Here is a 13075-nt window from a genome sequence, read left to right on the forward strand (position 1 = left end):
GGATCCCCGCCTTCGCGGGGATGACAACAGGGGAACGCGAGGATGACAACAGGGGAACACGGGGTTTGTTGTAGGGTCCGTTTCAACGGACCGTCCCGCCAACGGCGTTGGGGTTCGGTCGAATAAATTCGACCCTTGGCCCCGCGGCTGTTAACCGGTTACCGTGGCACGGGCATGGTACAACATCGCCCGTCTTTCTTCCTCGCCGGCGTTTAGCCGTAAAATAGCCTCCACCCAGGCTTGCTGGTCCATGGGCAGCAGCAGGCCGTTTTGCATATGGCGTACCACGGGGCGGTAAACCGGGTGGTCGGCATAAATGCCCACGGCGCCGGCCCGGGTAATGTCAAAAAACTTGGTGCAGGAGCGGGCGGCGTTAAAGGGGCCTTCCAGCAGGGGGGCCAGGCCGATGGTGCGGCCGGGGCGAGCCAGCAGCGCCCGGTACGCCGGCCATTTCATGGGGTGCAGCACGTGCACCCGGGGCAGGGCCGCAAACTGCGCCCGCACCCGGGCGTTGCCGATGATTTCAAAACACAGCGTCGGGTCCTGGCTTAGCGCCGCTGCCACCACGGGATAAAGCCAGCGAATTTCATCCTGGTGCGAGGCCGAGCCGTGATAGAACAGGGTGTTCATCGGCCGGTCGTCGCCATAGGGGCAGCCGGGCGGCAACACCAGCGGCGACCAGTGGGCGTACTTTTCCGCCAGCCAAGGGGTGGACACCCACAATTCGGCCCCCATTTTTTTCAGCCAGGCCTGGTGCCGCCAGGCCAGGTGCCAAAGCTTGCAGCGATAGCGCCAGGGCAGGCCGGCATGGGCGCGCAGGTCGAACAGATCGTCGTCCATAAAAAACACCAGGCGGCCCAGCCCGGCCCGGTTCTGCTCCACCCAGCGGCGCCAGGCCGGGGTTAAATAGCGCACAAACACCAGGGTGCCAAAGTGGGCTCCCGTTTCCGGCGGCGTGCCGTTAAGCCCCAGGGCCAGCACCTCATCCCCGTTGGCCAGCAGCCGGGGGCGCACAAAAAAGTCCGTGCTGGGGTTGGCTCCCTGCTCGACAACAAGGGCGCGGGAAGGAGGGTGCGGCATTACCAAGGCCAGCCCACCCGCGGAATTTTGCCCAGTTTAAAATCCGGCTGCGAATAGTTGAGGTTGGGGTTATAGAAAGGGTCCCGCTCAATCACATGGCCCCAGCGGGTGCGCATATAGTCCGCCTCGCGCCTGGCCCTGGCCTGTTTTTCCGGCGAATCGTCCTTGCCGCGAGAAACCGACTCGTGGTGATAAAGCTCGGCGTAAGGGGTGTAGATCACCCGCCAGCCCGCTTCCCTTACCCGCAGGCAATAGTCCACGTCGTTAAAGGCCACCGACAAGTGGTCGGTATCCAGCCCGCCCAGCTGTTCGAACAGTTCCCGCCGGGTAACAAAACAGGCGGCGGTTACCGCCGACAGATCCTGCGCCAATACCGCGCGGTGCATATAGCCCGGATTATCCCCTTCCAAAACGCCGTGCAGGTGCGAGGCACAGCCCCCCGGCCCCAGCACGTCGCCGGCGTGCTGCACCCGGCCATCGCTGAAATACAGCCGGGCCCCCACCACGCCCACCCCGGGCTGCAACAGGCGGGACACCATTTCTTCCAGCCAGTTCGGGGTGATCACTTCGGTGTCGTTGTTCAGCAGGCAGATCACCTCGCCCCTGGCCTGCTGCACCGCAAAATTGTTGATGGCGGAAAAATTAAAAGGCTGGTCGTAGGGCAATACCCGGATGCGCTCATCCTGTGCGATTTGTTCAAAGTAGGCCAGGGTGGCCGGATCGCTGCTTTGGTTATCGACGATCAACAGCTCGTAATGGGGCCAGGTGGTTTTTTCCAGCACGCTTTCAACACAGGTTTGCAGGTAATTCAGCGCATCCCGCGTGGGTACCACAATGCTCACCCTGGGCAAGGGCGCAGGCAAGGGGTAGCGTACCCGGAGGTAATCGCCCACGGCTTCCACCCCGGCGGTTACCCCTTGCTGGGCCAGATGCCGCTCCAGAGCCTGCCGCTGTGGCCGCACCGGTTGCGGTGGCCGGGCAAGATGGCACAGCACGGCGGGAATATGGCAGACCCCGCCGGCACCGGCCAGGGCGGCGGCATCCAGCACCAGCTGGTAGGCGCCGGCAAAGCCGGACTGCCGCAACACCTTAAGCAGCAGTTCGCTGCGCAGGGCAAAGGCCGTGCCCACATAGCCCGAGGCGTGAGCCAGCTCTTCCGACCAGTCGGGTTTAAACACGGGATCCTGCCGCCGGCTTGCCAGCAGATGATCATGGTCGGAATAGATAAGCTGGGTCTCGTCCTTGGCGGCCTCAACCGCCATCCAGGCCAGGGCCCAGGGAGCCAGCTCGGTGCCCGGCTGCATCATGAATACCCAGGAATGTCCGGCAGCGGCCAGCCGCGCTTCAAGCCCGGCCAGGTTGACCACAGTGGCCAGGCCCTGCAGGGATGGGGGCAATGCCGGAGCCGTATTGTCGTCAACCAGAATGCAGGCCCGGCAGGAAAGGGCATGCTGCCGTTCAAGGCTGCGCAGGCTGCTGGCAATGGCGTTGGCATCGGCGTGCTCCCGGGCGTCGATAACGGCCTCGAAAACAACTTCCCGCAGCTTGGGGCTTTTAACGGCGCGCTGCAGCCGGCTCAAATCGGCCGGGGTAAAGCGTTCGAACAAGGCTATCCATTCGGCATAGGTGGGCGATGCCATGTAATAGCGGGTGTTGGCGGCCAGCCGGTATGCCCGGTAGGGCCGAAAAAGCTGCATGCCCATGGTAATGCCTAGGGCGCGGCGTTGTGATACCGGGGTATGCACAATACGGCGATAAATCACATAGCGGCTGGCGAGGGTACTGATAGGCCGAACCTGGAAAGGAACCCTGCACTGTACCGGCAGCGAGCTGGTCAGCTCCACCCAGGCGCTGCACACCCCGGCGGGAAGCCGGGCCAGCTCGTGCAGGCGCCCCTTCAGCGTAATAGGCAAAGGAGAAAAGCGGCGCTCGCCCGCTCTGGTTTCCGTTACCAGGGTACCTTGCAGGGCCGAGCCCTGGTGTTCCAGCAAGGCGGTGATCAGCACCCAGCCGGGGCTTAGCTTGCCCCGAGCCGGCGTTAACTCAAAGCACTGGATGTGCTCGTTTTTTAAAGGCGATACCGTCACAAGATCCCCTTAGTTGCCGCTGTATCGTTTGAGACTGCGCAACAGCTGGGTGCCGAATCCAGGCGAAGACCCGGCCGACTCTGTGGATACCCGGGCAAGGGGAACCTGCTCGCCGTTGAACTGCACGCCCAGTTCAAAGGCGTCTTCCAGCCAGGCGGCTGGCAGCTCGAACGAAAAACCGCAAGGCGTGGTGCGCCAAAACGCCGGCGCGGTCTGCTCCTGGCCGAACAAGGCGGTCAGCACGTCCTGGCGGACCTTGCGGGGGCTGAACAGCAACCGGCCCCGGGGCCCGCTCACGTAAACCTGGTAGCAGGTTTGATAACGTTCGCTTCCCAGCGCCCAGCCCGACAGCCTGAGGGCATTGGAGTCGGCATGCAGCTGGCCCGGGGTGGGCGAGTCCAGGTGCCAGCGAACCAGCGACTTGAGCTGCGGCTTCAACAGCTTGCGGATGCTGATCCGGCCGGCCGTTGCCTCGACCACGGTTTTTTTAAGATGGGCCTCGTAACTGTTGGCCTTGTCGATGGCATCCCGCGCCTTGATCAGGGGGGAAGGGGTCTCCCAACTGATATCCACCGGAAAGTACCCCAAGGCATGCAGCTGGTTTCTGACCTGCTGGTGGAACTCTGCAGGCACATACGAGTCTAGTATAAAGTCGCGGTACCCGGCCTGCCGGGTCCAGACTTCCACCAGCTCTGCCATCAGTCCCTGCTCCAATACCCGGCGGGTGGTTTTGTCTATGGTGGCGGTGGTAAAACCCTGGCTCACCGCCTCCCGGAGCCCGGCGGAAATGTCAAACTTGCCCTGGGTAATTTGCAGATAGGTACGGTCACCCGACACCACGGGCACTTGCGGCTTGCCGCTGAAAATGCGCCGGCTGATGGTGGACTTGCCGGTGCCCGGCTGCTGCATCAGCAGCCAGGCATAGGGCTTGAGCCTGCGCACATGCACCACATAGCGCTGCAGCGGGTCCCCCGCCTGGTTCACACTGTGGCCTATCACCTTCCAGGCATAGTCTTTCAATACCTTGCCCAGCTTGATACGGGTGGGAAAGTAGCGCTCGTCGATGGCGCGCTTGACCTTTATCCATTCGTCCTGGTGGCCCGGGGCCATGCTGATCTCCAGCACCAGCAGGCCGTTGTCCGACAGGCGCTCCATCAGCCGGTGGATAAGCTCGGCCTGATCCTCGGCATAGTGCAGGGCCGAAAGCAGGGTAATCACATCGAAGGGGCCTTCGGGCAGGCAATCCCAGGACTGGTTAAGAAACTCCGCGGCAGCAAAGCGCAGCCTGGCCCGGGAAAGGGCCTCCGCCGATTTATCTATGCCCACCACGCGTGCGGCGCCGTCGAACAGGGCGTAGCCGCAAAAAAAGCCTTCGTTGCAACCCACATCGAGAAAGCGCTTGCCCGCCAGCGGCGGCAAACGCAGAGAAGACAGTTTCTGTAACGATTCTGAACCACCCCTTACATCGGGGAACGACTGGTATTGCATCTATTGTTCTCACATAAAAAGGGGCGAGTGCGCCACTCACTCATTGTTAGCCAGTGCGCCGATTTTCTGCCTGGCCAAAGCGAAGGTAGTGTAGAAGCGGGTTGAATCCTTCGGCTCTTACATCTGGATTAAGTGACAGGTAGGCGGCACTGTCAAAATTTGGGCTGGGGTTGCGACCTTCAAAACCACCAAATTTGAGGTAGTGGAGTGCCGGGTTCTTGCGGAATTTTTCATCGATTGCTACATCCGGATACTGGGCAAGGTACCATTTGGCATCGAACAGGGGAGAGCTATATAAATCGGCCAGCTTACGCCGAAGGGCCTTTTGATCTGCTCGCTTTTGCAGTTGTTGCTTTAGCAGCGAAGTTTTTGCGTTACGAGTTTGCTGTTGGCCAGAGGCAGCTAAACCGGTAGGATCTTGTTGCTCATCTTCTTTACGGGCTGCCAGGTAATATTTTTCCAGCTCTTCCTGAACATTAAACAGCTGCTCTAGCAAAAGCTTATTTTCCTGCTGTTGTTCCTGTACAGCAGTCTGCCGCTCTGCCAGCTTTTTCTTTGCATCCTCCTGTTCTTGTTGCAGGGTGCTCAGCTGCTTCTGCAGCTGCTTAAGCTGGTTTTGGTGCTCCAGCTTTGCTTTGGCATGAGCCTGTTGCTCCATTTGGAGCTGCTTTTCCAATGCTTGTTGTTTGTGCTGATGATGGGAAACTTGCTTATCATGCTCCTGTAAGCGTGATTCCAGCTCTTCCTGAACAGTGAACAGTTGCTCTAGCAGAAGCTGGTTTTCTTTCTGTTTATCTTCTAGCTTTTGTTTCTCCTGAGATTTTTCTATTTTCAGAGTTTTAATCTGCTTCTGCAGTTGATTTATCTGACTTTGATATTCTTTTTTTGTTTTAGTATGAGCCTGTTGTTCCTGTTCAAGTTGTTGGGTCAATGCCTGCTGTTTTTGTAGATGGTTAGAGGCTTGCTCCTCACTGTTCTGTAATCGAGACTCTAGTTCTTCCTGTACAGAAAATAGCTGATTGAGAAAAAGTTGATTTTCCTGTTGTTTTTCATTTAGTTCTTTTTTGGTTTTGGTATGATCTTGTTGTTCCTGTGCAAGAAGTTGCTGACGTTTCTCTAATTTCTCTTTTAACGTTTTCAGTTGTGATTGGCTACTGGCTTGCTGTTCCAGTACAACCGGGAGTTGCTGCAGGGCAGATAACCCTTTCTGGTAATGATTTACCAACAGGTTGATATTCACAGGTAACAGTGTCGGATCGAAATCTTGGTCCGACAAGGGTTGAGCCAAAGCAGCCAGTTGCTGGCTGAGCGTTTGCAGAGCGGCTGAATGAGTAAACAGTGTATGAGCCAACAATTGAAAAAAAGGATCTGGTTTAATTTCAGCGGTGATGGGAGCATTAACATTAACTGTCAGCTCCGGCCAGCAAAGACGGCAAGCATCCACAAAAGCCTGAGGTGCAGCAAACACTTCTTCCAGATTTGCCATCAGCACCTTGCCCCGGTGTTGCTTATAAAATAGAACAAGTTGGGCAGTGTGTTGTTGCCACGACGTTATCGCCTGTTCAACTGGCACTCCCTCGTTAATGGCTTGCTCCAAAGCAAGATCCATCGGGGCGTAAAGCACAATAGCTGGGAGATTATTAGCCAATGATTCAGTTGCCTGACTTAGCTCTTGCTCGCCAATTAGGTCCAGTGTAGCAACGGGGCTTATACCCACCTGCTGTAGCAGGGAGGCAACCTCGTCTCTGTAGTGAATGGCCGAGGCACCTAACAATAAATTCATGTGTGCTCCTGAGAATTTTCAATTTGGCAAACAAATGCGTGATTATGAACGCTAAAGATTGGACTGGTTTGTTGATAAACATTCAAGTATTGCTTACCCATCCAGCCTGTGGTGGAAGTTATTCCATCGTTCTGCTGCCATTGGTGAACCGCGTTTACTTTCTGCTGCCACTCATCTTGTTTGGCGGCAGTAATAAGTAAGCTCCGGAGTTCGGTTACATCGGCATTGTGCAAAAGCCAGCCTGCCTCCGTGGAGGCAATGCGTTCACCCACGGCACCGGTATTCATACCCACAACGGGGATGCCGCACGCCCAGAGCTCGGTAAGCGTATGGCACCAGGTTTCGGGCCAAATAGAGAGTACAGCCCCCAGATGAGGCCTGATCTCGGCAATTTTTTGCGCAAATTCGTTGCGACGGTATTTACCATGGAAAATTACATGATCCGGCATTTGCAAGCCGGGCTCCAGATCTCCCAAAAGATGGATTTGCAGTAATTGAGGCGGCGTTTGTTCTGCCAGAGCCTGTATTAACTTTCCGCCTTTTGCTTCCGACAGGTTTCCCGGCACCACCATCCGCAGTGGTTTATCGTTACTGGGGCAAATTGCCAGTTGTTGCAGAGCGGCAAAGTCTCGGCCATGGGGTATAATCCTGAACGGTTTGTTTGCCAGTGCCGAGTAGCGCTGCAACAGCAGGTTACGGGTGAACTCGGTGGTGGTAATAAAGGTATCGCACAAGGAGAGTGCCTGCTCAAACGCCGATTGCCAGGCATGGATCTGCCCGTGTTTAAGATGATTAAAACTGCTCTCTGGCCACAGCTCATGTTGGCAGTGGCCTTCTCCGGCTGTGCAGCGTGCAGCGCAGAACTGTTTTTTGTCATCCAGTAACTTTACGGTCGGGCACAGGGTATAGAAGTCGTGAAAAGAGAATATAGTGGGTATGCCAAGATGAAAGGTTACCTCGAGTAACCCCAGGCTGTGCCAGGCAATATGGCGAATATGTACAAGCTCTATCGACCATTGCATCAGCCAGTGCGCTACCACCGCATCATATTCCTTGCTTTTGTGCGGCAATGCACTGATTGGCTCGGCCAATGTGTGGCTGTTGATTTCGGTGTACACACCATCGGTAAAATGTTCCAGCACAATACGCTGGCCAGTACAATGCAGCACCAGCGCCTCTACCTCTGGTGCCAGCGCCTGCATCAGATCCTGATTGGTCTGGGGGGTGCCACCGGTACGTGTTGAAATAACGTAAAGTACCCTTGGCCGGATTTGAGCATGAGTGTCGGTACACTGCCTTAGCGCGGTTCCCACCCGGCTGCGCGCCTGCTGCAGCACGGGGGCAGAAAATGCCTGGCGCACCTGCTCTGTGTAGTGGGGGTAACGAGCATCTACCACGGCACGGCCTGCCTGCAGCAGGGCATCTTTTGCGGAACCAAAACTGGCCGAGCGTTGATGCGCAATATAGGTACTGTCATCAATCAGGTGCAGCCAGCCTTGAGCACCGGCACGCATGCAAAAGTCGTTTTCTTCTCCATAACCCCGAGGAAAAGCCGCTTCATCAAAGTGGCCAATATCATCAAGGCAGGCGCGGCGCATATACATGCAAAAGCCGTTTCCGGTAGGCACTGCTGGCAAGTAATGACCGGATGCCTGTGCAATGGCACGAGCACACTCGGCAAGGCTGGTGCCTTGCAGCAGTGGATTAACGCCGGGGACAGGGGCTGAAAATGCCCCCGCGTTATTGGAAAAAGGGGTGACAGTTGCCACTTTGGGATGGGAGCAGGCAGCCCAGCGCAGCCGTTGCACCCAGCCGGCGGAGACGCAGGTGTCGGAATTTAACAAAATAACATCGGCCTGCCCGGCCAGTGCTATGCCTTTGTTCACTGTATGGGTGTAGCCCTTGTTATGAGCGTGAGTGAACACCTCAAAACCCGGCACCGCTTCATATTGTTTGAGCAATGGAACAATGGCGGCGTCTGTGCTGGAGTCGTTAATCACCAATATCCGGCAGCCTGAAGGGGTGTAAGCCCTAACCGATTCCAGGCACACGGCAACCGCAGTGGCGGCATTGAATACCGGAATAATAATGACCGGCCAGCCGGTTGTGGCAAGGCGTGTGAGCCTGGCATGGTCTGCTTCGCTATGGGTGGAGGAAGACAGGCTCCACCACCAGGGAGCAGTACTCCACTGCAGTTTGGGGGCAGCGCCCTGGGCCTTGCCAACCTGCAGATAATGCAACAGCGGTGCCATGTTTGCCGCCGCTGCGCCGGGTTGCTGCTCCAGGTAGTAGCCAGTATCAAACGCCGGCCCCGGCTCCCGGCCTTCTCGCCAGCCGTGCCGCAGGTAGTGGCGCACCGGGTCTGCGCCTACTGCTGCCACATCGGGATTTTGCAGCAAATACCATTTGGGGTTGAACAGGCCACTTTCGCGAAGCAGCCGTTCTTCTGCTGTTTGCATGGCGTTGGCTGCCCTGACCTTGCCGGGCAATAACCTGGCCGCTTGCTGACGAAGGTATTTAATCACTGCCAAACAGATCCCGGGTGTATACCTTGTCGGCTACATCTTGTAGCTGGTCGGTCATACGATTGGCCAGGATCACATCCGCCGTATGTTTGAACTCATCCAGATGAGTGATCACTCGAGAATGGAAAAACTCGGGCTGGTGCAGCTCGGGCTCATACACCACCACTTCTATGCCTTTGCCTTTAAGGCGTTTCATAATGCCCTGAATGGCTGAGGCACGAAAGTTGTCTGATCCGGACTTCATGACCAGACGGTAGACGCCCACTACCCGAGGGTTGCGCTTGATAACCGATTCGGCAATAAAATCCTTGCGGGTGCGGTTGGCATCCACAATGGCCTGGATCATGTTGTTGGGCACATCCTTGTAATTGGCCAGCAACTGTTTGGTGTCTTTGGGCAGGCAATAACCCCCGTAGCCAAAACTGGGGTTGTTGTAGTGGCTGCCTATGCGAGGATCAAGCCCGACCCCTTCAATAATCTGGCGGCTGTTCAGGCCATGGCTTTCGGCATAGCTGTCCAGTTCATTGAAATAGGCCACCCGCATGGCCAGATAGGTATTGGAAAACAGCTTGATGGCCTCGGCCTCGGTGCTGTCGGTAAACAGCACTGGCACATCTTTCTTTATCGCTCCTTGCTGTAATAACGCGGCAAACTGCTCGGCGCGCGCACTGCGCTCACCCACAATAACCCGGCTGGGGTAAAGGTTATCGTAAAGAGCTTTGCCTTCACGCAAAAACTCGGGAGAAAAAATAATATTATCCGTGCTGAACTTCTCTTTTACCGATGCGGTATAGCCCACAGGCACCGTGGACTTAATGATCATCACGGCGTTGGGGTTTATCGATATAACCTGTTCAATTACTGCCTCCACACTTTTTGTGTTGAAGTAATTGGTCTCGGGATCATAATCGGTTGGAGTGGCAATGATCACGAAGTCTGCATCACGATAAGCCCACTCTGCATCCAGAGTTGCCGTGAAGTCCAGTGCTTTGTTGGCAAGAAATTCGCTAATCTCTTTATCTTCTATTGGCGATTTTTTAGCGTTTAATAAGGCCACCTTTTCCGGCACTATATCAACGGCGATAACCTGATTATGCTGCGCCAACAGCATAGCATTGGATAAACCGACATAACCGGTACCGGCTATGGAAATAGTAAATTTCATCGTCTTAAACTCTTTATTAGCTGGCTGGCATTAGCCGTATTTGTTTGCTGTTGCGGTAATAAGCTCTTGCAATTCAGCTTCAGGCAAAGCATTCACTCCAGCAGCCCCTTCACGGCCGCCGCCAGTAGCAAACTGGCTGCAGAAATCAGCGGCGCCATAGAGATTATTTTTAGGAGCTCGCAAGCTAAAGCTTAAAACAGCATCATAATTAACACCGAAAGCCAAGCGCCCCTATTCGGCTTTCGGTAGACAGAATATATCATTGCATTTGAAAATCTAAATTGAGTTAGCTAACGAAATTAATCTAACGCTAAGAGTGATGCGAATATTTTTCATTGATAAAGTTAACAGCAGTTCTGATTGCATCAGAGGATTTTTCTGTTTCAAGCATTTCAATACAGCGCCAACTATCATAGCCTGCTGCATTTAAAGCTTTTGCAGCTTCACAGTGGTAATCAGCAGGTTCAGAGAAATCACTTAATTTCGGCTGTGAAATATGAAGATGTGCTATCGAATTCATATTGCGTTCAATCGCCTGGCTTATTGAATCACCATTTAAAAATGTGCACCCCGTATCCAGATGAAACACTAAGCCCGGATGAGACACAGCGGCAACAATATGCGCACTTTCTTTATAGGAGGTAATAATCTCACCACCATAAATTTGTGGTACAGATTCAAGCCCAATGCTTACTTTGTACTGCCAACAAATTTCAGCTAAAGCGGCTAAACGTTCCTCAGCAAGCTTTAAAGCATCTTCATAGGAATGACTAAGTATTAAACGATTTTTCGGCGCGCCAAACACTAATACTTTAGCGCCAGCAACATCTGCCAGCTCACTCACAAACTTCATATGCTGTTTTAAAGCAGCAAAATTTTGTTTATCGCCTAACAACTGTAGCTCTGGTTTACCATACAAGAATGCCTGAAATGACGGTATAACCAAGCCAAAACTGTCACAAGCTTTACGATAGTTGCCCATAACATTAGCGTTTAAAGCATCCCAGCCGTTATTAACTTTACCCGGCGCAACTTCAATGCCACCGACACCTAAACCGGCCAGTAGTTCAAATACCTGCTCGTTGTTACCTGTCCAGGCAATATTGGAGATGGCTATTTTACCCACACTTCACCTCAGGGTTCTTCAACCAATTTGCCATTTCAGTAAGCACTTGCTCAGCGTTCATCATATAAGCGCCTGATTGCATGCCAAATTCAGCCGGAAAATCTGTTTTCATATCGTAGTGTACTGCTGGAAAAGGGTCTGCACCAACAGTCAACAGAGGGAAAAAGGTATCTTTAATTACCTTGGTAGAAACAGGCTCCACGGCCATATTCACAACAGGTAAACCTTTGCTAACTACTGTTTGAATATCCTGCCAGATACGCGACAACGGGTACCACTGAAAAGACGACTGCAGGTTAATTTTTTCAAGAATATTGCCACACAGCATATCGAACAAAATATTCTTCTTTAAACCTTGGCCAAATAAGCCAGGCAGCCGGATAACATGAAAGTGCTTAAAGCATCCTTCCAGCGATTTTTCTAGCATTAACCGATGTTTACCGTAAGGGCCTACAACATCTATATCTATTGGCGTTGTCTCAGTAACATTAGTTGGTACAGGATAAACATCTACGGTTGATATCAACACAAAACGCTTTGCCTTAATCGTCTTATACACTGCACTCAGGCTAGTAATAACAGCCAAGTCCTGCTCCGGGTTTTGGTTTGCCCACCACTTAACGGCTGGCACACCCGCGCACACTACCAGATCAAACTCTTTACCTTTAACATCGTCAATGTTTTTAGAGTTAAAGATTTCATCAAATGGTGCCTGGTTATATATATTCGAGCCCACAAACCCCGTGTAGCCAATTAGTGCACTTTTCATATCCTGCTCACTTGAATTTCGTTTTCTGCTTCAATCATAGAAAGAATAGATTCTGATGCATAAAAAATAGTATCGATTTTACCTGACATTACAACAAACTTACGCCCTTGCTTACTGACATAACAGGAGCGGTCATCAGTAGCGCCGATAATTTTAGTTTTAACCGACAATTGCGGCGCTATATACTCAAATTTTTCACAAAATTCTGGCATATAACGTTTAACTTGCTCTTCCATCAACTTACGTTTGCTATCAATTACACTTGCATCTACTTGGCTTAGATAATGACGGGCAGCAGCCATAGTGTTGTATTTACCTAAAGGGGTATGGGTTACGCTTGATAACGTAAAAATATCGGCGGCTTCAGTGGGGTAAATTGAACATAGGTTACCATCTACCATCGTAAGCGCATATGAACCAATCTTTGAACGATAGTACAGCAGCAACGTAGGCTCGTAAAACACCGGGTGGTCTATAGGCAGCAAGCTGCCCCACGTTGCATCAATGACGTAGTCAAATGCCTCACCATTCAAAAATACCTTACCATCTCGCTCGTCGACATTTTCTATCGTAGTTGCCAGCTGTAAATTATCTTTAAGACGTAAGTTAAACAACTCCCGGGCTTTATCAGTACGCATTACCCGCTCATCAGTTAGCAGTACGCCGGAGCAGTTAGTTAAGCCATGTTGCTCTGCTTTAACTTCGGAGAACTCAATGCCGGATGAGGTCATAATTAAACGGTAAGTTAAAAAGTCTATCAGTGAGTCCTGGTTAGGCACGGCATACAGGTTGTGCGTAATAGGGTCTGACAGTGTTGGGTAGCGCTCGATAAAGCGCATATAACCATCGCGACTTTGCACCCGGGTGCGATAGCTGCGCGCATAATGGAAGCCTTGGTGTAATCTAAATTGATTATTTCCAGAAGCCAAAGCGAGAACGCTTTCCTTCCTATCAAAAACCTTAACGTCAAAACCTAGCGCTTTAAAACTTGACGCAATATGGCAACCATACCAACCGGCACCGATAATCCCAAACCTAAACATACCTAACCT

10 protein-coding genes are annotated in these 13075 nt (G+C 53.1%); all 10 read right to left on the reverse strand.

What is annotated here, in order from left to right; translation table 11 throughout:
- Positions 1 to 150: 150 nt before the first annotated feature.
- On the reverse strand, positions 151 to 1080 hold the full coding sequence (locus ACT7DK_RS04560; protein WP_445396761.1) for a glycosyltransferase family 1 protein: 930 nt from the start codon (positions 1078 to 1080) through the stop codon (positions 151 to 153).
- Entirely contained in the window at positions 1080 to 3167 is a 2088-nt protein-coding gene (locus ACT7DK_RS04565; RefSeq protein WP_445396763.1) for a glycosyltransferase family 2 protein, read from the reverse strand. The genes ACT7DK_RS04560 and ACT7DK_RS04565 overlap by 1 nt, the downstream gene beginning before the upstream one ends.
- Positions 3168 to 3176: 9 nt before the next feature.
- Positions 3177 to 4655, reverse strand: a complete 1479-nt coding sequence (locus ACT7DK_RS04570; RefSeq protein ID WP_445396765.1) for a methyltransferase domain-containing protein — start codon at positions 4653 to 4655, stop codon at positions 3177 to 3179.
- Positions 4656 to 4701: 46 nt separating this feature from the next.
- Positions 4702 to 6438 (reverse strand): hypothetical protein, encoded by a 1737-nt coding sequence (locus ACT7DK_RS04575; RefSeq protein WP_445396767.1) that lies wholly within the window; start codon positions 6436 to 6438, stop codon positions 4702 to 4704.
- Positions 6435 to 8963, reverse strand: a complete 2529-nt coding sequence (locus ACT7DK_RS04580; RefSeq protein ID WP_445396769.1) for a glycosyltransferase — start codon at positions 8961 to 8963, stop codon at positions 6435 to 6437. Before ACT7DK_RS04580 ends, ACT7DK_RS04575 begins: the two co-directional genes overlap by 4 nt.
- Entirely contained in the window at positions 8956 to 10128 is a 1173-nt protein-coding gene (locus ACT7DK_RS04585; RefSeq protein ID WP_445396771.1) for a nucleotide sugar dehydrogenase, read from the reverse strand. The genes ACT7DK_RS04580 and ACT7DK_RS04585 overlap by 8 nt, the downstream gene beginning before the upstream one ends.
- 30 nt (positions 10129 to 10158) lie before the next feature.
- On the reverse strand, positions 10159 to 10353 hold the full coding sequence (locus ACT7DK_RS04590) for a hypothetical protein (RefSeq protein ID WP_445396773.1): 195 nt from the start codon (positions 10351 to 10353) through the stop codon (positions 10159 to 10161).
- 85 nt (positions 10354 to 10438) lie between these two features.
- Positions 10439 to 11254, reverse strand: a complete 816-nt coding sequence (locus ACT7DK_RS04595) for a sugar phosphate isomerase/epimerase family protein (RefSeq protein WP_445396775.1) — start codon at positions 11252 to 11254, stop codon at positions 10439 to 10441.
- Complete coding sequence (locus ACT7DK_RS04600; protein WP_445396777.1) at positions 11247 to 12023, reverse strand: NAD-dependent epimerase/dehydratase family protein; 777 nt, start codon at positions 12021 to 12023, stop codon at positions 11247 to 11249. The genes ACT7DK_RS04595 and ACT7DK_RS04600 overlap by 8 nt, the downstream gene beginning before the upstream one ends.
- Positions 12020 to 13066, reverse strand: a complete 1047-nt coding sequence (locus ACT7DK_RS04605) for an NAD-binding protein (protein WP_445396779.1) — start codon at positions 13064 to 13066, stop codon at positions 12020 to 12022. The genes ACT7DK_RS04600 and ACT7DK_RS04605 overlap by 4 nt, the downstream gene beginning before the upstream one ends.
- Positions 13067 to 13075: the final 9 nt, after the last annotated feature.

Source organism: Zobellella sp. An-6 (assembly GCF_052487945.1).